This is a genomic window from Streptomyces sp. NPDC104096, assembly GCF_055584385.1.
This window is the reverse complement of record NZ_JBVJMD010000005.1, coordinates 215,232-237,734: the sequence shown is the minus strand read 5'-3', so window position 1 is coordinate 237,734 and position 22,503 is coordinate 215,232. Positions and strand designations below refer to the sequence as shown.

General features: G+C 72.3%; 16 protein-coding genes and 1 tRNA gene. 11 read left to right on the top strand and 6 right to left on the bottom strand.

What is annotated here, in order from left to right; genetic code table 11:
• Positions 1-39 precede the first annotated feature (39 nt).
• The gene (locus ACZ60B_RS08615; RefSeq protein ID WP_469385277.1) at positions 40-2,832 is read left to right on the top strand and encodes an ATP-dependent RNA helicase; all 2,793 of its coding nucleotides are present in this window, start codon (positions 40-42) and stop codon (positions 2,830-2,832) included.
• Here the strand turns inward: ACZ60B_RS08615 and pgfA are convergent.
• The 3 genes from pgfA to ACZ60B_RS08600 all read right to left on the bottom strand — a co-directional run bounded on the left by pgfA (position 2,822) and on the right by ACZ60B_RS08600 (position 5,974).
• Positions 2,822-3,814 (bottom strand): cell envelope lipid trafficking protein PgfA, encoded by a 993-nt coding sequence (gene pgfA, locus ACZ60B_RS08610; RefSeq protein ID WP_469385276.1) that lies wholly within the window; start codon positions 3,812-3,814, stop codon positions 2,822-2,824. The genes ACZ60B_RS08615 and pgfA overlap by 11 nt on opposite strands.
• 125 nt (positions 3,815-3,939) lie before the next feature.
• Positions 3,940-4,074 (bottom strand): SPW_0924 family protein, encoded by a 135-nt coding sequence (locus ACZ60B_RS08605; protein ID WP_351617647.1) that lies wholly within the window; start codon positions 4,072-4,074, stop codon positions 3,940-3,942.
• A 166-nt stretch (positions 4,075-4,240) separates the two neighbouring features.
• Positions 4,241-5,974: a lytic transglycosylase domain-containing protein gene (locus ACZ60B_RS08600; protein ID WP_469385275.1), complete on the bottom strand. Its 1,734-nt coding sequence runs from the start codon at positions 5,972-5,974 to the stop codon at positions 4,241-4,243.
• Positions 5,975-6,246: 272 nt separating this feature from the next.
• Here ACZ60B_RS08600 and ACZ60B_RS08595 point away from each other — a divergent pair, with 272 nt between their 5' ends.
• Positions 6,247-7,194, top strand: coding sequence for a DUF4184 family protein (locus ACZ60B_RS08595; RefSeq protein WP_469385274.1), 948 nt, complete (start codon positions 6,247-6,249; stop codon positions 7,192-7,194).
• Here ACZ60B_RS08595 and ACZ60B_RS08590 read toward each other — a convergent pair.
• Both ACZ60B_RS08590 and polA read right to left on the bottom strand, forming a co-directional pair.
• The gene (locus ACZ60B_RS08590; RefSeq protein ID WP_469385273.1) at positions 7,154-7,561 is read right to left on the bottom strand and encodes a hypothetical protein; all 408 of its coding nucleotides are present in this window, start codon (positions 7,559-7,561) and stop codon (positions 7,154-7,156) included. The genes ACZ60B_RS08595 and ACZ60B_RS08590 overlap by 41 nt on opposite strands.
• 218 nt (positions 7,562-7,779) lie before the next feature.
• Positions 7,780-10,506, bottom strand: coding sequence for a DNA polymerase I (gene polA / locus ACZ60B_RS08585; RefSeq protein ID WP_469385272.1), 2,727 nt, complete (start codon positions 10,504-10,506; stop codon positions 7,780-7,782).
• Positions 10,507-11,206: 700 nt separating this feature from the next.
• Between polA and ACZ60B_RS08580 the strand changes: the two genes are divergently transcribed.
• From ACZ60B_RS08580 to ACZ60B_RS08545, 8 genes are all read left to right on the top strand, one after another.
• Entirely contained in the window at positions 11,207-13,486 is a 2,280-nt protein-coding gene (locus ACZ60B_RS08580; protein WP_469385271.1) for an FdhF/YdeP family oxidoreductase, read from the top strand.
• Positions 13,487-13,587: 101 nt separating this feature from the next.
• Complete coding sequence (locus ACZ60B_RS08575; RefSeq protein ID WP_469385270.1) at positions 13,588-14,076, top strand: hotdog fold thioesterase; 489 nt, start codon at positions 13,588-13,590, stop codon at positions 14,074-14,076.
• Positions 14,077-14,213: 137 nt separating this feature from the next.
• Positions 14,214-14,723 carry a hypothetical protein gene (locus ACZ60B_RS08570; RefSeq protein WP_469385269.1) on the top strand — a complete coding sequence of 170 codons (510 nt, stop codon included), beginning with the start codon at positions 14,214-14,216 and terminating at the stop codon, positions 14,721-14,723.
• A 963-nt stretch (positions 14,724-15,686) separates the two neighbouring features.
• Positions 15,687-16,913 carry a branched-chain amino acid ABC transporter substrate-binding protein gene (locus ACZ60B_RS08565; protein WP_469385268.1) on the top strand — a complete coding sequence of 409 codons (1,227 nt, stop codon included), beginning with the start codon at positions 15,687-15,689 and terminating at the stop codon, positions 16,911-16,913.
• Positions 16,914-17,022: 109 nt separating this feature from the next.
• Positions 17,023-17,955, top strand: a complete 933-nt coding sequence (locus tag ACZ60B_RS08560) for a branched-chain amino acid ABC transporter permease (RefSeq protein ID WP_469385267.1) — start codon at positions 17,023-17,025, stop codon at positions 17,953-17,955.
• 5 nt (positions 17,956-17,960) lie between these two features.
• Positions 17,961-19,781, top strand: coding sequence for a branched-chain amino acid ABC transporter permease (locus ACZ60B_RS08555; RefSeq protein WP_469385266.1), 1,821 nt, complete (start codon positions 17,961-17,963; stop codon positions 19,779-19,781).
• Positions 19,782-19,786: 5 nt separating this feature from the next.
• Entirely contained in the window at positions 19,787-20,830 is a 1,044-nt protein-coding gene (locus ACZ60B_RS08550) for an ABC transporter ATP-binding protein (protein WP_469385265.1), read from the top strand.
• A complete protein-coding gene (locus tag ACZ60B_RS08545) occupies positions 20,827-21,543 on the top strand; it encodes an ABC transporter ATP-binding protein (protein WP_351603047.1) in 717 nt (238 codons plus the stop codon). Before ACZ60B_RS08550 ends, ACZ60B_RS08545 begins: the two co-directional genes overlap by 4 nt.
• Positions 21,544-21,628: 85 nt before the next feature.
• Here the strand turns inward: ACZ60B_RS08545 and ACZ60B_RS08540 are convergent, their stop codons facing one another.
• Positions 21,629-22,285 carry an ANTAR domain-containing response regulator gene (locus tag ACZ60B_RS08540; protein ID WP_469385264.1) on the bottom strand — a complete coding sequence of 219 codons (657 nt, stop codon included), beginning with the start codon at positions 22,283-22,285 and terminating at the stop codon, positions 21,629-21,631.
• 98 nt (positions 22,286-22,383) lie between these two features.
• Here ACZ60B_RS08540 and ACZ60B_RS08535 point away from each other — a divergent pair.
• A tRNA-Leu gene (locus ACZ60B_RS08535) sits at positions 22,384-22,458 on the top strand.
• Positions 22,459-22,503: the final 45 nt, after the last annotated feature.

The following is a 22,503-nucleotide window of genomic DNA, read 5'->3' as shown; positions in this document are numbered from 1 at the left end:
CACGCGTGCGTACGGGACTGAACATACGAGGCTGAACGAGTGATCCGTTACGACGCCCTGGACGCCCTGCCCGTCCGCGAGGCCCTGCCCGCCCTGGACGACGCCCTGGAGACGCACGGCACGGCGGTCCTCGTGGCACCGCCCGGCACCGGCAAGACGACGCTGGTCCCGCTCGCCCTGGCCGGTCTGACCGGCGCGGGTCCCGCGCGGCGGGTGGTCGTCGCCGAGCCGCGGCGGATCGCGGCGCGGGCGGCGGCCCGGCGGATGGCCTGGCTGCTGGGCGAGAAGGTCGGCGAGAGCGTCGGCTACACCGTGCGCGGCGAGCGGGTGGTCGGGCGCCACGCGCGCGTGGAGGTCGTCACGACCGGCGTGCTGCTCCAGCGCCTCCAGCGTGACCAGGAGCTGGCGGGCGTCGACGCGGTGGTGATCGACGAGTGCCACGAGCGGCATCTGGACGCGGACACGGTGGCGGCGTTCCTGTGGGACGTCCGCTCCGCACTGCGGCCCGAGCTGCGCCTGGTGGCCGCGTCGGCGACGACCGACGCGGACGGCTGGGCGCGGCTGCTGGGCGGCGCGCCGGTGGTCGAGGCGCGGGGGGCCGCGTACGACGTCGAGGTGGTGTGGGCGCCACCGGCCCGGCCGCTGCGGCCGCCGCACGGGATGCGGGTCGACCCGGCGCTGCCGGCGCACGTGGCGTCGGTGGTGCGCAGGGCGCTGGCCGAGCGCTCCGGTGACGTGCTCTGTTTCCTTCCGGGCGTGGGCGAGATCGCGCGGGTCGCCGGGCGGCTCGGGGCGCTCGGCGACGTCGACGTGCTCCAGGTGCACGGGCGGGCTCCGGCGGCCGTGCAGGACGCGGTGCTGGCGCCGGGGGCGCGACGCCGGGTGGTCCTCGCGACGTCCGTGGCGGAGTCGTCGCTGACGGTGCCCGGTGTGCGCGTGGTGGTCGACTCGGGGCTGGCGCGCGAGCCGCGCGTCGACCACGCGCGCGGGCTGAGCGCGCTGGCGACGGTACGGGCGTCGCAGGCGGCGGGCCGCCAGCGGGCGGGGCGGGCCGGGCGGGAGGCGCCGGGCGCGGTGTACCGGTGCTGGTCGGAGGCGGAGGACAGCCGGCTGCCGCGCTTCCCGGCGCCGGAGATCAAGGTGGCCGACCTGACGGCGTTCGCCCTCCAGGCCGCCTGCTGGGGAGATCCGGAGGCGTCCGGGCTGGCGCTGCTGGATCCGCCGCCGGGCGGGGCGATGGCGGCGGCGCGGTCCGTGCTGACGGCGATCGGCGCGGTCGACGCGGCCGGCCGGGCCACCCGGCGCGGGGTCCGTATGGCACGGCTGGGGCTGCATCCCCGGCTGGGGCGGGCGCTGCTGGACGCGGCGGCGTCGGTCGGCGCGGAGCGGGCGGCCGAGGTGGTGGCGCTGCTCGGCGAGGAGCCGCCGCGGGAGTACGGGGACGACCTGGCGGCGGCCCTGCGGACGGCCCGGCGCGGGGGTGACGCGTACGCGGCCCGGTGGCGGGCGGAGACCCGACGCCTGCGGTCCGCCGTCGCGGGGGCGGCGGATCCCGGTACGGGGCCCCTGGACCCAGCCGGAGGGTCCCCGGACACGACGGCCGGGTCCCGGGATGCTGCCGCAGGGTCCCCGGACACGACGGCGGGGTCCCCGGATACCGCCGCAGGGTCCGCGGGGACCACTGCCGGTGCCGCAGGAGCCGCGACCGGTACCGCCGGTGCCACGACCCGCGCCGCGGGCACCCCGACCGGTGCCGCCCGTGCCGCAGGCGCCACCGCCGGTACCGTCGGCACCACGACCGCTGCTGCCGGTGCGCTCCGTGCCGCCGGCGCCACGGCCGGTGTCGGGTCGGGGCTCGGGGAGGACCGGCTGGTGGGGCTGGTCGCCGCGCTCGCCTTTCCCGAGCGCGTCGCCCGGGCGCACGGCGGCTCCTGGCTGATGGCCTCCGGGACCCGGGCGGAGCTCCGCGAGGGCTCGGGGCTGCGTGGCGCGCCCTGGCTCGCGGTCGCGGTCGCGGACCGGCCGCTCGGCCGGGGGCACGCGCGGGTGCAGCTCGCCGCCGTGGTGGACGAGGACGTGGCCCGGCGGGCCGCCGCGCCACTGCTGTCGTCCGGCCAGGAGGTGCGCTGGGCCGACGGCGACGTGGTCGCCCGGCGGGTCGAGCGGCTGGGTGCCGTGGAGCTCACGGTGCGCCCGCTGGCCGACCCGGACCCCGGCCTCGTACGGAACGCGCTCGTCGAAGGGCTGCGGCAGGAAGGGTTCGGGCTGCTGCGGTGGACGCAGGACGCGGAGTCGCTGCGTCGGCGGCTCGCCTTTCTCCGGCTGCACCTCGGCGACCCGTGGCCGGACGTCGACGACGACGCGCTGCACGCGCGCGTGGACGACTGGCTGGAACCGGAGCTCGGCCGGGCGCGCCGACGCGCGGACCTGGCGCGGATCGACGCGCGCGAGGCGCTCGCCCGGCTGCTGCCCTGGGCGTCCGGCGACGCCGCCCGCCTCGACGAGCTGGCCCCCGAGCGGATCACCGTGCCCAGCGGGTCCGCCGTCCGCATCGACTACGGGGATCCGCAGCAGCCCGTGCTCGCCGTGAAGCTCCAGGAGATGTTCGGCCTCCAGCGGTCGCCGGCCGTCGCGGGGGTGCCGCTGCTCGTGCACCTGCTCTCCCCCGCGGGCCGGCCCGCCGCCGTCACCGCCGACCTCGCCTCCTTCTGGAGGGACGGCTACAAGGGCGTACGGGCCGAGCTGCGCGGCCGCTATCCGAAGCACCCCTGGCCCGAGGACCCGGCCGGCGCGGAGCCGACCCGGCACACCAACGCCCGGCTCAGGCGGTGACCGGTTCGGGGTCCGCGGCGGGCGCCGGTGCCGGACCGGCGGGACGGCGGCCGCGCGCCTCCAGCCAGAGGGAGAGGGCCAGCAGCAGCACGGCCAGGGCCAGGAAGCCCCGGGGCAGGTAGGAGGTCAGCAGCAGGACCAGGGTGCGGTTGGACTTGACCAGGGCGACCGTGTGCTCGATGTAGTCCTCGCGCATCTTCACGTGCCCCGCGAACGCGGTGACCTCCGCGCGGCCGCCGAGCAGGGTGCCGCCGCGCAGTTCCTCCCGGTGGATCTCCTCGCCGTAGACGGGGGCGCCGGTGACGGGCTCGACCCAGAACCTGCGGACCGTGGTGTACCAGCGGGTGGTGCCGGTCCCGGCGACGGACTCGGGCGTGACACCCTCGACGGGCATGACCTTGGGGAACGCGACCCTGGTCCAGGGGACGGTCTGCTCGAAGTAGTAGACCTCCAGGCCGCGGAAGTTCTGGGTGCCCCGGTAGTGGATGGGCGCCGAGGTGCGGGTCTGCGCGTCGAAGTACTGGTAGTCCCGCTTCTCCGTCAGGAAGGGCCACTTGAACTCGATGCCCTGTCGTCGCACCGGGTCGCCGTCGACGGCCTCGCCGGTGGCGTGGACGGGTTCCTGGGTGTGGGCGTCGAAGACGTAGCGCTCGGACACCTTGGAGACCATCTTGCCGTCGGGGCCCTGGACGTAGGAGAGGCCGTCCCAGACCACGACGTCGCGGCCCGCGGTCTCCTCGATCCGGTCCGACGCCTCCACGTCGCCCTTGAGGGTCTGCACGATGGTGACCTTGGAGACCTTGCGGGCCTGCATGGTGCCGTAGTCGAGGAGGGTGGCGTCCTTCGCCTCCAGGACCATGTCCTGGTACTGGTTCGCGGGGACCTTGGCCAGGCGCGGGAAGGCGTACCAGCGCAGCAACGGGGACAGCGCCGCGAAGAACACGGCGAGGGCGAGCAGGACCAGGCCGGCCTTGCGGCGCATCTCGGCCTCCCTCCCGGGTGGGAACGGCTGTCGGCGGACGGCTTTCCGCGGACGGTCTTCGGTGGACGGCTTTCGGTGAGCGGCTTTCGGTGAGCGGCTTTCGGTGAGCGGCTTCAGGTGGACGGTCACGGGTGTGCGGGGACCGTCGTCAACAACGGTTCCGGGGACGTGCGGCCGGTCGGTGAGCCCAGCGCGGTGAGGGTCAGGACCAGGGCGAACGCGAGAGCGAGACCGGTCGCGGCGGCGATCAGGGCACGCATACGGAGCCTCCCGACGGACTGGAACTGATACCTCGTCAGGTCGGGCACCGTAGCAACGGCCGGTCGAGATGAGAACACGTCGGGCGCACACGACGAAGGCGCCCCGCCGCCGAAGCGGAGGGGCGCCCTGTCTCGCGCCGGCCGGACGGCCGATCGGCCCGGCCGGTCAGGCCGAGGGAGTCGCGGAAGCGGAAGCCGAGGCGGAGGCGGTCGCCGAGGGGGACTCGGTGGGGCTGGGGGTCGGGTCGGGCGTCGCGGCCGCCGTGACCGTCAGCTCGACGGTCAGCGTCGCCCCGCCGGTGGTGGTGATGCGCAGCAGGTAGGTGCCTGCGGTGTCGTCCGCGTACAGCTCGGGCAGCTTCAGCAGGCCGTTCGCGTCGGTCTCCAGGCCCGTCAGGGTGCGTACGGCGTTGCCGTTCGCGTCCTTGAAGTAGGGGCCCTTGTCGTTCTCGGCCGTGTCGCCCGCCGACCCGACGAGCGTGGCGGTGGCCGCGACCTTGCCCGCGACGGCGCCGCCGTAGGTGGCCTTCACCTCGACCTGCTCCGCGAACTCCCCACCCGCGGTGCAGCTCAGCGCGGTGCCGTCGGTGCGGGTGAGCGCGTCGGCGGCGCGGGCGGTGACGGTGGCCGTGTGGTCGACGGCGGACAGCGTGCGGCCGACGACGACGGCTCGGACGGTGAAGCTGCCGGTCTTCTCGCCCGCCCGGAGCGCGGGCGCCACCGCCACGCCCGTGGTGTCGGTGGCGACGGTCGCCACGCTCTCGCCGCCGGTGAAGGTGGCGTCGGTGTCGCCGACGAGGGTGAAGCGGATCCGTACCTTGCCGACGCCCTTGCCCGCCTTGGTCTCGGCGCGCGCGCTGATCTTCCCGTCGAACGCCTGGCCCGCCGTCGCGGTGAGCTTCGCCGTGCCGACGTCCGTCAGGTGGTCCACCGTGTCGGTGGGCGTCGGGGCCGGGGTGCTCGGCGTCGACGGCTTCGGGCTCTCGGGGGTCGGCGGGCTCGGCTTGGGCGTCCCCGGCGCGGACGGGGAGGTGCTGGGCCCCGACGTGTGCTGGTCGTCGCTGCGGTTGGCGGGCAGGGTGCCGGTGCCGTTCGGGATCTCGTGGGTGCCCTTGCGGTAGTACTCCAGCCACGACAGGACCGTGTTCAGGTAGTCCTGCGAGTAGTTGTAGCTGAGGATCGCGCTGTGGAGGTCGGCCTGGGTGGACAGGTCCCAGCCGTTGCGGCACAGGTAGTGGCCCGCGGCGAGGGCGGCGTCGTAGACGTTGTTGGGGTCCTTGGCGCCGTCGCCGTTGCCGTCGCGGCCCGCCCACGCCCAGGTGGACGGGATGAACTGCATGGGGCCCACGGCCCGGTCGACGGTGGTGTCGCCGTCGTAGGCACCGTTGTCGGTGTCCTGGATGAGCGCGAAGCCGTTGCCGTCCAGCTTCGGGCCCAGGATGGGGCTGAGGGTGGTGCCGTTGGCGTCGACGTTGCCGCCGCGGGCCTGGCCCGACTCGACCTTGCCGATGGCGGCGAGGAGTTCCCAGGGCAGGTTGCAGCCGGCCTTGGAGGCCGCCAGCTCGGCCGCGGCCTTCTTGTAGGCGTCCAGGACGGTGGCCGGTATGCCCGCCTCGACCGGTCCCGTCGCGACGGGACCGGCGCTCGCGCCCGGCGTCGGGGTCGCGGGGTTCGGGCTGTTCAGCGGCGGCAGGTCGGTGTAATAGGGCGAGTTGCCGGTGGCGGCGCCGTCGTCGACGGTCGCCTCGGGCGTGGCCTGCGCGTCGGCGGCCGTCTGCCTGCCCTGGGTGTCGACCGTCACTCCCGGCGCCTGAGAGGCGGAGAGAGCCGCGACCGCGGCCGCCGCCACGGTGGTGGCGAGGGCCCCCTTGCGAAGCCGCCTGCCGAATTGCGCCGCCATAGAGTGAATCCCTCCCGAGGACGCCGAGTGCGCCCGAACGACTTCCGTCTGCTTTTCCCGCTCTGGTGTGACGGTCCTGCCGCCCCGGGGGTTGCCCTCCTGGGTGTGTGACCCAGGCGACCCTACGACAACTTGCTTTACAGGGGCACCCGTTCACGCCCGATATTCACCAGTTGGCCAAGTCCGGTTACCCGAGACGATCGTCACGCATACTGGACGACAAATGATCATCGGGTCGGCCGTTCGGCCAAAGCCCTGCACAGGAGGCCGAGTTGCCGTTCACCCTGAGCCACGCGGCGGCCGTCCTGCCCGGTCTGCGCACCGACGGATCCGGCCGGGGACGGCTGGTGCCCGCGGTCCTCGTGGCCGGATCCTTCGCGCCCGACATGACCTACTACGCGGCGAGTGTCGTCCCGGGGGCGATGGAGTTCGGCGACGTCACGCACTCCTTCCCGGGCGTCTTCACGGTCGACGTGCTCGTCGCCTGGGCGCTGGTGGGCCTGTGGTCACTGCTGCGGGAGCCGCTGGTGGCGCTGCTGCCGCGGGCCCGGCAGGGGCGCTGGGCGGCGCTGCTGCGCTGCGGGGCGCCGCGGGCTCGCGCGGGGGCGGCCACGGCGGCGCGGTGGTACCTGTCGGCGGCGCTGGGCGCGCTGACGCATGTCGTGTGGGACGCGTTCACGCACCACGACCGCTGGGGCACGCGGCTGTTCCCGGTGCTGGGCCGGGAGGCCGGGGGCCACCCGGTGTACTGGTTCGCGCAGTACGGCAGCTCGGCCGTGGCCGCGGTGGTGATCGCCGCGTTCGTGCTGACCGCGCTGCGCCGCACGTCGGCCCGCCCTGTGCCCCACCCGACGGCGGGTCGCCCGGCAGACGGGCCGGCGGGCGCCGCCGGGCAGGGAGCGCCGGGTGCCCCCTCGGGCGTGCCGCTCCTCTCGGCGCGGGACCGCTGGTGGGCGGCCGCGCTGATCGGCGGCTGTGCGCTGGCCGGGGCGGTGCAGCGGGTGTCGCGGTGGTGGGTGTCCTGGGACACGACGGTCAGACCGTGGGAGCTGATCCCGACGCTGTGTTTCGGCGTGGGCGCGGGACTCGTGCCCGGACTGCTGCTGTACGCCGTCGGCGTGCGCGTGTGGCGTCCGGCGCCCGTGGCCGCTTCCGGGCGCCCGGAGGGCGTGGAGGGCGTCAGCGTCGGTCGGGGCCGTCCGGGGAGCGACGGAGCCTGACGGGTGGCGCGACGAACACGGTGACGGTCCTCGTGGCACGGGGCCTTCGGGGAAGCCGGGCGAGGAGCAGGTACAGGTAGGCCCGGCCGGTGTCGGCCCACAGACGCCAGGCGGGCGTCTCACGGGGTGCCGCGGCGTACCGCCCCCGGCGGGTGAGCCGGCGCCGGAGCGCACCGGCCGTACGGCGTGCGGCCATGGCCGTCGTGGCGGGGACGCGGACGGCCCCCGCCCCGGCCGCGAAGGCCGGGACCACCGGGAGCCCGGCGCCGGTAACAGCCCTGCCCTTGCCGCCGGACCGCGCCGACGACCGTCCCTGGGGACGGGCCCGGTCGGGTCCCGTCCGGCGGTGGAGCATGCGTATACCCATGCCCGCATCCTTACGGTCGCGGGCCCCCGCGGGCGTTCTCGCGGGGGCCACGCGGGTGACGGGTTGCCACCCGCGCAGGACCGCCCGCCGCCGGACCGCCCGCACCCCGCACCCGTCCGGGGGCGCGGGGCACCACGCGAGGGGCCACCGGGGCCCGCCGGCGAACCGACGGGCCGGGGCGGGACCGCGGGGCGGGCCGCCGGGCCCGGGCGGAGCACTCAGTGCGCGGCCGACTCCCAGTCCGGCCCCACGCCCACCGACACGTCCAGCGGGGCGCGCAGCTCGACCGCGCCCGCCATCTCACGGCGGACGATCTCCTCGGTCGCCTCCCGCTCCCCGGGGGCGATCTCCAGGACGATTTCGTCATGGACCTGGAGCAGCATCCGGGACGTGAGGTCCGCCTCCCGCAGCGCCCGGTCCACGTTGAGCATGGCGATCTTGACGATGTCCGCCGCCGTGCCCTGGATCGGGGCGTTGAGTGCCATCCGCTCCGCCGTCTCACGGCGCTGCCGGTTGTCGCTGTTGAGGTCGGGCAGATGACGTCGGCGGCCGAAGAGGGTCTCGGTGTAGCCCGTCGACCGCGCCTCGTCCACGACCCGGCGCAGATAGTCCCGCACACCGCCGAAGCGCTCGAAGTAGGTGTCCATGAGCGCGCGGGCCTCGCCCGCCTCGATGTTCAGCTGCTGCGAGAGGCCGAACGCGGACAGGCCGTACGCCAGGCCGTACGACATCGCCTTGATCTTGCGGCGCATCTCCGCGTCGACGGCCGAGCGCTCGACGGAGAAGACCTGCGAGGCGACCGTGGTGTGCAGGTCCTCGCCCGAGGTGAACGCCTCGATCAGGCCCTCGTCCTCGGACAGGTGGGCCATCACCCGCAGTTCGATCTGGCTGTAGTCCGCCGTCATCAGCGACTCGAAGCCCTCGCCGACGACGAAGCCGCGCCGGATCGCCCGGCCCTCGTCGGTGCGGACCGGGATGTTCTGGAGGTTCGGGTCCGTGGACGACAGCCGCCCGGTCGCCGCCACCGTCTGGTTGAAGGTGGTGTGGATACGGCCGTCGCCCGCGACCGTCTTGATCAGGCCCTCGACGGTGACGCGCAGCTTCGCCTGCTCGCGGTGGCGGAGCATGATGACCGGCAGTTCGTTGTCGGTCTGGCCGGCCAGCCAGGCGAGCGCGTCGGCGTCGGTGGTGTAGCCCGTCTTCGTCTTCTTGGTCCTGGGCAGGGCCAGCTCGCCGAAGAGGACCTCCTGGAGCTGCTTGGGCGAGCCCAGGTTGAACTCGTGTCCGGCCGCCGCGTGCGCCTCCTTCACCGCCTGCTGCACCGCGCCCGCGAACATCTGCTCCATGGCCTCCAGATGGGCCCGGTCCGCCGCGATGCCGTGCCGCTCCATCCGCGCGAGCAGCGCCGAGGTGGGCAGTTCCATGTCCCGCAGCAGGTCCGCGGCGCCGGCCTCCGCCAGCCGGCTCTCGAACGCCTCCCCCAGGTCGAGGATCGCGCGGGCCTGCACCATCAGGGCCTCGGCCTCGGCTCCGTCGTCCGCTCCGAAGGCCAGCTGCCCGTCGGCCGCGGCGGCCGGGGCCAGCTCCCGGCCCAGGTACTCCAGGGACAGCGCGTCCAGGTCGAAGGAGCGCCGGCCGGGCTTGACGAGGTAGGCGGCCAGCGCGGTGTCCATGCGCACACCGGCGACGCTCCAGCCGTGCTCGGCGAGGACCCGCATGGCGCGCTTGGCGTTGTGCAGGACCTTCGGCGCGTCCGCGTCGGACAGCCAGGCCGCGAAGGCGTTCTCGTCGGCCTCGTCCAGCCCGGACGGGTCGAACCAGGCGGCCGCACCGCCGCCCGCGGCGAGCGCGACCTCGGAGACCGAGCCGCTGCCCAGCGCCCAGGTGTCGACCGTGGCGACGCCGAGGACCTCACCGGCGTGCCCGGCCAGCCAGCCGGTCAGCTCGCCGGTGCCGAGCACCGTGCCGTCCAGTTCCACGCCCTGCGCGACCACCGCGGTCGGCTCGGCCTCCTCCGCGCCCGGGTCGACGGCGAGCAGCCGCTCGCGCAGCGAGGGGTTACGGATCTCCAGGGTGTCCAGGATCATCGCCATGGTCTTGCGGTCGTACGGCGCGCGCTCCAGGTCGACGACCGTCTTCGGCAGCTCGACGTCGCGCACCATCTCGGTCAGCCGGCGGTTGAGCTTCACCGCCTCCAGGTGGTCGCGCAGGTTCTGCCCGGCCTTGCCCTTGACCTCGTCGACCCGCTCGACCAGGTCCGCGAACGAGCCGAACTGGTTGATCCACTTCGCGGCCGTCTTCTCCCCGACACCGGGGATGCCCGGCAGGTTGTCGGACGGGTCGCCGCGCAGGGCCGCGAAGTCGGGGTACTGCGCGGGCGTCAGTCCGTACTTCTCGAACACCTTCTCCGGGGTGAACCGGGTCAGCTCGGAGACGCCCTTCGTCGGGTACAGCACCGTCGTGTGCTCGGAGACCAGTTGGAAGGAGTCGCGGTCACCGGTGACGATCAGCACCTCGAAGCCCGCCGCCTCGGCCTGCGTGGCGAGGGTGGCGATGATGTCGTCGGCCTCGAAGCCGTCGACCGCGAACCGGGAGACGTGCATCGAGTCGAGAAGCTCGCCGATCAGCTCGACCTGGCCCTTGAACTCGTCCGGGGTCTTGGAACGGTTCGCCTTGTACTCCGTGAACTCCTCGGAGCGCCAGGTCTTGCGGGAGACGTCGAAGGCCACCGCGAAGTGCGTGGGCGCCTCGTCGCGCAGCGTGTTCGCCAGCATCGACGCGAAGCCGTAGATCGCGTTCGTCGGCTGGCCCGTCGCGGTCGTGAAATTCTCCGCGGGCAGCGCGAAGAACGCGCGGTAGGCCAGCGAGTGCCCGTCCATGAGCATCAGGCGCGGGCGGCTCTCGCCGGAGGTGTCGTCGGTCGTCTTCGCTGCTGAGTCTGCCACGTCCCCGATCCTGCCACGCCGCACCGACAGTCGGCTCCGCCCTGCGCACTCACACGACCGTCCCCGGCCGTCCCCGGGCTCCCACGGCCGGCCGGGGACGGCCAGGGGACGGCCCAGGGACGGCACTCGGGCGCCTCGCGGGCGGCAGCGGGAGCAGTCGGGGGTGCCACCGACGGCAGCGGGACTGCATGCGTACGTCCGCCGACGGCAGCGGGACTGCACGTGGGGGGTGCGCGGGTGGCACGCGGCACGCGCGCCCATGGGCATCCGGGCCGGCGGCCGACCGCGCGAGCGCGGCAGACACGGCGGGCACAGCGGTCGCGGCACGCTCGGCGCGCATGGGCACGCGCAGCGGGCGCGGCAAACGCGGCACGCGACAGGCGCGATGGTCGCCGCGGGCGCGACGGTCGCAGCGAGCGCCGGGGGTACGGCAGGCACGGCACCCGCCGCACCCCCGGCACCCGCAGCACCCGCAGCACCCGCAGCACCCGCAGCACCCGCAGCACCCGCAGCACCCGCAGCACCCGCAGCACCCGCAGCACCCGCGCAAGCATTGCTCCCGCTTCCCCGCACGACCGGCCTCCGTCGTTGTCGGTGCCGCGTGCGAGGATCGGGGTTGTCGAGGGTCCCGGGTCCGTGGCAGGGCAGCCGACGGCACGATCCGGGAGACGCAGCACACACGGAAGAAGGAGAGCTCGCGATGGCAACGAAGCCGCCGAAGGCCGATCCGGTCCAGGACGCGCCGCGGGTCGCCGAGCCGAAGCACGCGGCCGCCGGACTGCCGGCCGTCGGGCACTCCCTGCGCATCGCCCAGCAGCAGATGGGCGTCAAGCGCACCGCGCTGACCCTGCTGCGCGTCAACCAGAAGGACGGCTTCGACTGTCCCGGCTGCGCCTGGCCCGAGCCGGAGCACCGGCACACGGCGGAGTTCTGCGAGAACGGCGCCAAGGCGGTCGCCGAGGAAGCCACCCTGCGCCGGGTCACCCCCGAGTTCTTCGCCGCCCACTCCGTCCAGGACCTCGGCGCGCGCAGCGGCTACTGGCTCGGCCAGCAGGGTCGGCTCACCCACCCCATGTACCTCCCCGAGGGCGCCGACCACTACGAGCCGGTCACCTGGGAGCGCGCCTTCGACATCGTCGCCGACGAGATCACCGCCCTCGACTCGCCCGACGAGGCCCTCTTCTACACCTCGGGCCGCACCAGCAACGAGGCCGCGTTCCTCTACCAGCTCTTCGCCCGCGAACTGGGCACCAACAACCTGCCCGACTGCTCGAACATGTGCCACGAGTCGTCGGGCTCGGCCCTGACCGAGACGATCGGCATCGGCAAGGGCAGCGTCCTGCTGGACGACCTCTACCAGGCCGACCTGATCATCGTCGCCGGCCAGAACCCCGGCACCAACCACCCGCGGATGCTCTCCGCGCTGGAGAAGGCCAAGGCGAACGGCGCGCGGATCATCAGCGTCAACCCGCTGCCGGAAGCGGGCCTGGAGCGCTTCAAGAACCCGCAGACCCCGCAGGGCATGCTCAAGGGCGCCGCCCTCAACGACCTCTTCCTCCAGATCCGCATCGGCGGCGACCAGGCCCTCTTCCGCCTCCTCAACCGGCTCGTCCTGGAGACCGAGGGCGCCGTCGACCAGGAGTTCGTCGACGAGCACACCCACGGCTTCGAGGAGTTCGCCGCGGCCGCCCGCGACGCCGACTGGGACGAGACCCTCACCGCGACCGGTCTCACCCGCGAGGAGATCGACGAAGCCCTGCGCATGGTGCTCGCCTCGAAGCGCACCATCGTCTGCTGGGCCATGGGCCTCACCCAGCACAAGCACTCCGTGCCGACCATCCGCGAGGTCGTCAACTTCCTGCTGCTGCGCGGCAACATCGGCCGCCCCGGCGCGGGCGTGTGCCCGGTGCGCGGCCACTCCAACGTGCAGGGCGACCGCACCATGGGCATCTTCGAACGGCCCGCCCCCGCCTTCCTGGACGCGCTGGAGAAGGAGTTCGGCTTCGCCCCGCCGCGCGAGCACGGCTACGACGTCGTCCAGGCCATCCGCGCCCTGCGCGACGGCGAGGCGAAGGTCTTCTTCGCCATGGGCGGCAACTTCGTCTCCGCCTCGCCCGACACCGACGTCACCGAGGCGGCCATGCGGCGCGCCCGGCTGACCGTGCACGTCTCGACGAAGCTCAACCGCTCGCACGTCGTCACCGGCGCGCGCGCCCTGATCCTGCCGACGCTGGGCCGCACCGAGCGCGACCTCCAGGCCGGCGGCGAGCAGTTCGTGACGGTCGAGGACTCCATGGGCATGGTGCACGCCTCCCGCGGCCGGCTGGCGCCCGCCGGCGCCCACCTGCTGTCCGAACCGGCCATCGTGTGCCGGCTGGCCCGCCGGGTGCTCGGCGCCGACAGCAAGGTCCCGTGGGAGGACTTCGAGAAGGACTACGCGACCGTCCGCGACCGCATCGCGCGCGTGATCCCCGGCTTCGAGGACTTCAACGCGCGCGTGGCCCGCCCCGAGGGCTTCACCCTGCCGCACGCACCGCGCGACGAACGCCGCTTCCCGACGGCCACCGGCAAGGCGAACTTCACCGCCGCGCCGGTCGAGTTCCCCGCCCTGCCCGAGGGCCGGCTGCTGCTCCAGACCCTGCGCTCGCACGACCAGTACAACACCACGATCTACGGTCTCGACGACCGCTACCGGGGCATCACCAACGGCCGCCGGGTGGTGCTGGTGAACACCGATGACGCGCGCACGCTGGGCGTCGCCGAAGGCTCGTACGTCGACCTGGTGAGCGAGTGGAAGGACGGCGTGGAGCGCCGGGCGCCCGGCTTCCGGGTGGTGCTCTATCCGACCGCGCGCGGCTGCGCGGCCGCCTACTACCCCGAGACGAACGTGCTGGTCCCGCTGGACTCCACCGCAGACACCAGCAACACCCCGGCCAGCAAGTCCGTCGTGGTGCGTCTGGAACAATCGGCGACCGACTGAGCGTTTGCTCAGCCGACAGCGCCGTACGGAACACCGAACGGGACACCGGGAGGAACACCGGACGGAGCGCCGTACCGATCCCGACGAACGGAGCCGGCCCCATGGGCGAGCAGCAGCAAGTGAAGTTCCCGCAGGAGGTCATCGACGAGTACGCCGCGCTCGGTGTCGACCTGCCCGCCCTGTTCTCCGCCGGTCACCTCGGCACCCGGATGGGCGTGCAGATCCTCGAGGCGTCCGCGGACCGCGTCGTCGGCACCATGCCGGTCGAGGGCAACACCCAGCCCTACGGCCTGCTGCACGGCGGCGCCTCGGCCGTCCTCGCGGAGACGCTCGGCTCGGTCGGCTCCATGCTGCACGGCGGCAGCACCAAGATCGCCGTCGGCGTCGACCTCAACTGCACCCATCACCGCGGGGCCCGCTCCGGTCTGGTGACCGGAGTCGCCACGCCGGTGCACCGCGGGCGCTCCACGGCGACGTACGAGATCGTGATCAGCGACGAGGAGGGCCGGCGCGTGTGCACGGCCCGGCTGACCTGTCTGCTGCGGGACGTGAACCCCGGCGACGCGGCCCGGGCACGGACGGCGGACTGACCCCACACGGACACAGGCCCCACGGCACAGGCCCCGCGGCGCGGATCTCGCGGCGCGGGGCGCGTCCGGCGGCGCGGGACACATGCCACGGCGCGGGGCCGTTGCCCCCTGGGCGCCGGGCGCCCTAGCGTCGGGGCATGACAACGGGAGGGCCCCTCCGCGGCGCGACAGCACGCCCGCCGTGCCGTCCCGCCCTCACCCCCGCGCTCGCTCTCGCCGTCGGTCTCGCGCTCCTGACGGGCGTCTCGGCCACCGGCTGCGACGGCGGCTCCCCCGCCACCGCCCGCGCACCCGACCCGTCCGGCCCGCCCTCCTCGTCCGGCGCGCCCGGAACATCCGGCACGTCCGCCGGCACCGCGAGGCACGGCTCCCCGACGCCCTCGGCCACGTCGCCCGAGGAGCTGTGCACCCGTCTCGTCACCCACTGGGCCCGTCAGGCCCTGGACACCCCTACCTACGGTGACTATCAGTCGATGGGGCTGTCCAACGGCCAGTACGAGATCCTGCGCGCCGTCGTGGACGCCGCGCGGGCCGAGAGGAAGCGTCAAGGCGTTTCCGCGGCGGTCGAGTTGATCGGCCGTCAGGCACGCAGGGGCTGCGCCGACCGGTACCGCTCCGGCGGACCGGGCGAGGACCCCTGGCGGTGAGCGGCGTCGGCCCCGCCGAGCCCGGAGGGCGCACCCCGGACACAGGACGAACACCCCGAACTCCCCCCGTCGGCAAGCGCGGCCGATCCCTTCCGAGCCACCCGGCCGACCCGAGTCGCCGTCAGGCTCGCCACCGCGCCGCACCCGCCGACCCGCCGCCCCCCTGTCCGCCCGGCGACACCGACCGCCCCGCGAGCCCCTGCGCACCCCTGCCCACGCAGCGTCAACACTCGTACCCGTACAGCGTCAACACCCGTACTCCGCAAGGCCGTTCCCCGCACTTCCGTTCCCGCCCGGACGGCTCCGGCGACGTCCGGCCCGACCCGCGCGCCGCACCGGCCGGCGCGCCGCCGCGCGGCCTCGGCCGGGAGCCGCTCCCGCAGGTCGAGTCCCGGCCGCCGGCCGCCGCGACCCGGCCGGCCCGGCTCTCCGCAGGACTCACACCGGCACCGGCCCAACAGGCACTTTTCCGGACAAGAACCGGTTCAGCTCGCAAGATCGCCATCACCATGCATGTCACAGAATGCGGAAATGCGCCAAGAAACGCCGGTCCACCTTTCCCCGCCGTAACTCTACGTAATGCGCGCGCAATACAGGTTCCAGGTTTAGCACGGGGCCGACGCTATCCACGCGGCTCCTCCAAAGCCCTGCAAGTCGCCTGCGGCAACGATTTACGTCATCACCAAAACGCCTGAAGCACCTGGCTACTTCGAGGGCCATCCTGCAGGTTCTCACTATGCGGACAGGGCGAATCGGCCTGAATTCCACTGTTCCCCCCGCTCGGCACCGCTCTGCATTACCCCGTGTCATAACAAGAGAGTCACAGCCTTCGTCAGACCCTCCTCGACATTCCCTTCGCACGCTTAGAGTCACGGCCAGTCACCGCGGCCGGAAAGTCACTCCGGCCAGCGCTCGACTCGGCCTCTTCCAGGGGGGAGGGCCGCCCAGGGAAAGGACAAGAACGTGCGTCAACGTTCGCTCATCGCCATCACCGCCGCGCTGTCCGCGGGAGCACTCACCCTCACCGCCTGCGGTTCGCGTGACAGCGGCGACAAGAGCTCCGACAGCGGCGGCACCGTCGTCACCATCGGCGTGGACGCCCCGCTCACCGGCGACCTGTCCGCGCTGGGTCTCGGCATCAAGAACTCCGTCGACCTCGCCGCCAAGACGGCCAACAAGAAGAAGTACGTCGACGGCGTCACCTTCAAGATCGTCGCCAAGGACGACCAGGCGCAGCCCTCGTCCGGCCAGCAGAACGCCGCCGCCCTGGTCGCCGACAAGAGCGTCGTCGGCGTGGTCGGCCCGCTGAACTCCTCCGTGGCCGAGGCCATGCAGAAGGTCTTCGACGACGCCAAGCTCGTCGAGGTCTCCCCGGCCAACACCAACCCCGCGCTCACCCAGGGCACCAACTGGGCGACCAGCAAGGCCCGCACCTACAAGTCGTACTTCCGCACCGCGACCACGGACGCCATCCAGGGCCCGTTCGCCGCCCAGTACGTCTTCAACACCGCGAAGAAGACCAAGGTCTTCGTCATCGACGACAAGAAGACCTACGGCGCCGGCCTCGCCGGTACCTTCACCACCGAGTTCAAGAAGCTCGGCGGCAAGGTCGTCGGCACGCAGCACATCAACCCCGACACCAAGGACTTCTCCGCGGTCGCCACCCAGGTCAAGAACTCCGGCGCCGACGTCGTCTACTACGGCGGCGAGTACCCGCAGGCCGGCCCGCTCAGCAAGCAGATCAAGTCCGCCGGCGCCAAGATCCCGCTGGTCGGCGGCGACGGCATCTACGCCGACGACTTCCTCAAGCTCGGCGGCGCCTCCGCCACCGGCGACCTCGCCACCTCCGTCGGCGCCCCGGTCGAGACCCTCGACTCCGCCAAGGAGTTCGTCGCCAACTACAAGGCCGGCGGCTACAAGGAGGAGTACGGCGCCTACGGCGGCTACTCCTACGACTCCGCCTGGGCGATCATCGAGGCCGTCAAGAAGGTCGTCGACGACAACGGCGGCAAGCTGCCCGACGACGCCCGCGCGAAGATCACCGCCGCCACCCAGAACGTCTCGTTCGACGGTGTGACCGGCAAGGTCTCCTTCGACGAGTTCGGCGACGCCACCAACAAGCAGCTCACCGTCTACGCCGTCGAGAACGGCGCGTGGAAGGCCGTCAACTCCGGCACCTACACCGGCTGACCCACCTCGCAACCCTGAGCCGCGCGGGGCGCTGTTCCACTGGCGCCCCGCGCGGACTCGCATCCGGCCCCACCCGTCGAAACATCCGAACCGTCTCGGAGGACATGCGGTGAACGAACTGCCGCAGCAGCTGGTCAACGGCCTGCTACTGGGATCCATGTACGGCCTGGTCGCCATCGGCTACACAATGGTCTATGGCATTGTCCAGCTCATCAACTTCGCCCACGGCGAGATCTTCATGACCGGAGCGTTCGGCGCTCTCACGGTCTACCTGTACATACTGCCTGACGGCACTTCCATGATGATCGCCCTGCCGCTGATGCTGGTGGGCGCCGTCCTGGTCTCCGTCACCATCGCCGTCGGCGCGGAACGGTTCGCCTACCGCCCCCTCCGCAACGCACCACGCCTCGCCCCCCTCATCACCGCCATCGGCCTCTCGCTCGCCCTGCAGCAGGCCGTCTGGGCCTGGTACCCCGACGCCAAGTCGGCCATCGTCTTCCCGCAGATCGACGGCGGGCCCTTCAAGATCGGCAGCGTCACCATCCAGACTGGTGACGTCTTCCTCCTGATCGCGGCCCCCATCAGCATGGCCATCCTCGGCTACTTCGTGATGAAGACCCGCACCGGACGCGGCATGCAGGCCACCGCCCAGGACCCCGACACCGCGAAGCTCATGGGCGTCAACACCGACCGCATCATCGTGATCGCGTTCGCCCTCGGCGCCACCTTCGCCGCCGTCGGAGCCGTCGCCTACGGCCTGAAGTACGGCCAGATCGACTTCAAGATGGGCTTCCTGCTCGGCCTGAAGGCGTTCACCGCGGCCGTCCTCGGCGGCATCGGCAACATCTACGGAGCCATGATCGGCGGCCTCGTCCTCGGCGTCGCCGAGACCCTCGCCACCGCCTACATCGCCGACATCCCCGGCATGGGCCAGTTCGGCAGCAACGCCTGGGCCGACGTCTGGGCCTTCGTACTCCTCATCCTCGTGCTGCTGTTCCGGCCCCAGGGCCTGCTCGGCGAGCGCGTCGCCGACAGGGCGTGACAACGATGACCACACAGACCACCGCACCCGAGACCAGCACCCCCGCCGCCGCGCCGTCCGGTCTCATCGGCATCCCGCCGCAGATCGGCCGCGCCCTGGCAACCGGCGGCGCCGTCCTCACCGTCATCTCCACGTTCCTCGCCTGGACCTGGACCTCCGCCTTCCCCGGCGACCTCACCGTCTACGGCTACCCCGGCGGCCTCCAGGTCCTCGTCCTCATCGGCGGCGCCCTCACCACCCTCTTCGCCCTCGCCTCCTACGGCGTCAAGGGCCTGGGCTGGCTCACCCCCGCCGGCGCCGACGGCGCCATCAAGTTCTCCGCCCTCGCCACCTTCGCCACCGCCTGGTACACGGTCATCGCGATCAGCTCCGACCTCGGCGGCGTCGTCAACCTCGAACCCGGCGGCTACCTCGTCGCCGTCGGCAGCCTGGCCGCCTTCCTCGGCGCCCTCGCCCTGCCCTTCGAGCACCCCGAGGCCGACCCGATCGACCCCGACGACACCGCCTGGGAGCACTCCAAGCACCAGGCCGCCCACCGGTGGACCACCGTCAAGGCCGCGTTCGCCGGCGGCAAGCCCCGCCCCGTCGGCACGCTCCCCTCGTACGTCGAGATCCTGATCATCGTCGCCGTCCTCGCCCTCGCCCTCGTGGTCTTCACCTACGGCATCGGCACCGAGTACGACGAACTGTTCATCGGCTTCCTGATCACCGCCGGCTTCGGCTTCGCCGCCCTCAACAAGTCCGGCCTGATCGCCCAGGCGTCGCAGATCACCGCCCGCCACCAGAACATCACCGTCTGCGGCGCCTTCGTCGCCGCCGCCGCGTTCCCCTTCACCCAGACCGACGACCAGTACGCGACCCTCGGCGTCTACATCCTCATCTTCGCCACCGTCGCCCTCGGCCTGAACATCGTCGTCGGCCTCGCCGGCCTCCTCGACCTCGGCTACGTCGCCTTCCTCGGCGTCGGCGCCTACGCCGCGGCCATGGTCTCCGGCTCCCCCAGCTCGCCGTTCCACGTGCACTTCCCGTTCTGGGCCGCCGCCCTCGTCGGCGCCGGAGCCTCGCTCGTCTTCGGCGTCCTCATCGGCGCCCCGACCCTGCGACTGCGCGGCGACTACCTCGCCATCGTGACCCTCGGCTTCGGAGAGATCTTCCGGATCACCGCCAACAACCTCGACGGCACCTCCGGCCCCGACGTCACCAACGGCTCCAACGGCATCTCGTCCATCCCGAACCTCGAGATCCTCGGGTTCGACTTCGGCGCCGTCCACGACATCGCCGGCTTCGCCATCGGACGCTTCGCCAACTACTTCTTCCTGATGCTGATCATCACCGCCGTCGTCGTGCTCGTCTTCCGACGCAGCGGCAACTCCCGCATCGGCCGCGCCTGGGTCGCCATCCGCGAGGACGAGACCGCCGCCCTCGCCATGGGCATCAACGGCTTCCGCGTCAAGCTCATCGCCTTCGCCGTCGGCGCCTCCCTCGCCGGCCTCGCCGGCACCGTCCAGGCCCACGTCACCTACACCGTGACCCCCGAGCAGTACCTGTTCGCCGGCCCCATCCCGCCCAACTCCGCCTTCCTGCTCGCCGCGGTCGTCCTCGGCGGCATGGGCACCATCGGCGGCCCCCTCATCGGCGCCTCCCTGCTCTTCCTCATCCCCAACAAGCTCCAGTTCCTCGGCGACTACCAGCTCTTCGCCTTCGGCATCGCACTCATCCTGCTGATGCGCTTCCGTCCTGAGGGCCTCATCCCCAACCGACGCCGCCAGCTCGAGTTCCACGAAGACGCGGAAGCGCCCACCGTCCTCACCAAGGCAGGGGCCTGACCACCATGACCACCGACACCACCACCCAGGACACCACCCCCGGCGCCCCCGCCACCGGAGAGACCGTCCTCGACGCCCGCGGCGTCACCATGCGCTTCGGCGGCCTCACCGCCGTCCGCAACGTCGACCTCACCGTCAACAGCGGCGAGATCGTCGGCCTCATCGGCCCCAACGGCGCCGGCAAGACCACCTTCTTCAACTGCCTCACGGGCCTCTACATCCCCACCGAGGGCGAAGTCCGCTACAAGGGCACGGTCCTGCCGCCCAAGTCCTTCAAGGTCACCGCCGCCGGCGTGGCACGCACCTTCCAGAACATCCGTCTCTTCGCCAACATGACGGTCCTGGAGAACGTGCTGGTCGGCCGCCACACCCGCACGAAGGAAGGTTTCTGGTCGGCCGTCCTGCGCCTCCCCGGATTCCACAAGGCCGAAGCCGCCTCCCGCGCCCGCGCCATGGAACTCCTGGAGTTCGTCGGCCTCGCCGACAAGGCCGAACACCTGGCCCGCAACCTCCCCTACGGCGAGCAGCGCAAGCTGGAGATCGCCCGCGCCCTCGCCAGCGACCCGGGCCTGCTCCTGCTCGACGAGCCCACCGCCGGCATGAACCCGCAGGAGACCCGCGCCACCGAGGAACTGGTCTTCGCGATCCGCGACATGGGCATCGCCATCCTCGTCATCGAGCACGACATGCGCTTCATCTTCAACCTCTGCGACCGCGTCGCCGTCCTCGTCCAGGGCGAGAAGCTCGTCGAGGGCGACAGCGCGACCGTGCAGGGCGACGAGCGCGTCGTCGCCGCCTACCTCGGAGAGCCCTTCGAAGGCGCCCCCGGCGCCGACGAAGCCGCCGAGGTCGCAGCGGCCGAGACCACGGCCGCGCCCGAGGCGGAAACCCCCGAGGCGCAGACCCCCGAGGCCGAGGACACCGAGGCCCAGGACACCGCAACCGCCGACGCCGAAGCCGACGCACCCGCCGCCACCACGACGGACGCAGACACCGCCGCGGACGCCGACACGACGGACACCGCGCCCGGCAAGGAGAACGACCGATGACCGCACTGCTCGAAGTCGAGGACCTCCGGGTCGCCTACGGCAAGATCGAAGCCGTCAAGGGCATCTCGTTCAAGGTCGAGGCCGGCGAGGTCGTCACCCTCATCGGCACCAACGGCGCCGGCAAGACCACCACCCTGCGCACCCTCTCCGGCCTCCTCAAGCCGGTCGGCGGCCAGATCAAGTTCAACGGCAAATCGCTCAAGAAGATCCCCGCCCACCAGGTCGTCTCCCTGGGACTCGCCCACTCCCCCGAGGGGCGGCACATCTTCCCGCGCATGACCATCGAGGACAACCTCCGCCTCGGCGCGTTCCTGCGCAGCGACAAGCCCGGCATCGAGAAGGACATCCAGCGCGCCTACGACCTCTTCCCCATCCTGGGCGAACGTCGCAAGCAGGCCGCCGGCACCCTCTCCGGCGGCGAGCAGCAGATGCTCGCCATGGGCCGCGCCCTCATGTCCCAGCCCAAACTGCTCATGCTCGACGAGCCCTCCATGGGCCTCTCGCCGATCATGATGCAGAAGATCATGGCGACCATCGCCGAGCTGAAGTCCCAGGGCATGACCATCCTGCTCATCGAGCAGAACGCCCAGGCGGCCCTCTCGCTCGCCGACCACGGCCACGTCATGGAGGTCGGCAACATCGTCCTCTCCGGCACCGGCCGGGACCTGCTGCACGACGAGTCGGTCCGCAAGGCGTACCTGGGCGAGGACTGAGCCCCGGTCCTCCCCGCACGACGAGGCCCGCGCCCCCTGTTCCCAGGGGGCGCGGGCCTCGTCGTAGCTGCTGCGGCGGTGGAGCTCAGCCCTTCGCGGCCTTCTTCTCCTCGGCATCCGCGATCACGGCCTCGGCGACCTGCTGCATCGACATCCGCCGGTCCATCGACGTCTTCTGGATCCACCGGAACGCGGCCGGCTCGTTCAGCCCGTACTCGGTCTGGAGCACCGACTTCGCCCGGTCCACCAGCTTGCGCGTCTCCAGCCGCTGGGAGAGGTCCGCGACCTCCCGCTCCAGCTCCTTCAGCTCCGTGAAACGCGACACCGCCATCTCGATCGCCGGCACGACGTCGCTCTTGCTGAACGGCTTCACCAGATACGCCATCGCACCGGCGTCCCGGGCCCGCTCCACGAGGTCGCGCTGCGAGAACGCGGTCAGCATCAGCACGGGCGCGATGCGCTCCTCGGCGATCTTCTCCGCGGCGGAGATACCGTCCAGCTTGGGCATCTTCACATCGAGGATGACCAGGTCCGGCTGGTGCTCGCGGGCGAGCTCGACGGCCCGCTCGCCGTCACCCGCCTCACCGACGACGGAGTAGCCCTCCTCCTCCAGCATCTCTTTGAGGTCGAGCCGGATCAGGGCCTCGTCCTCGGCGATGACGACACGGGTCGTCAGCGGAGGCACGTGCGACTGTTCGCCATCGGGCGCGTCAACGGGCTGGGGCGACTCGGGGGCGGTCACGGGGGCTCCTTGTTCGGGGCGGGGTGCTGCTTACAAGAGCCTACCTAGCTGCGGTAAGGTGGTGCTCCGAGGGGTTGTGATCCTCCTTTGTTTCGAAGGCCCCAGTACTCCAATCGGTTAGAGAGGCCGCTCTCAAACAGCGGACAGTGTGGGTTCGAATCCCACCTGGGGCACTTTTCCTTCGCTTCCAAGGTTCACCTAAAAAAGCGGATGTTCTC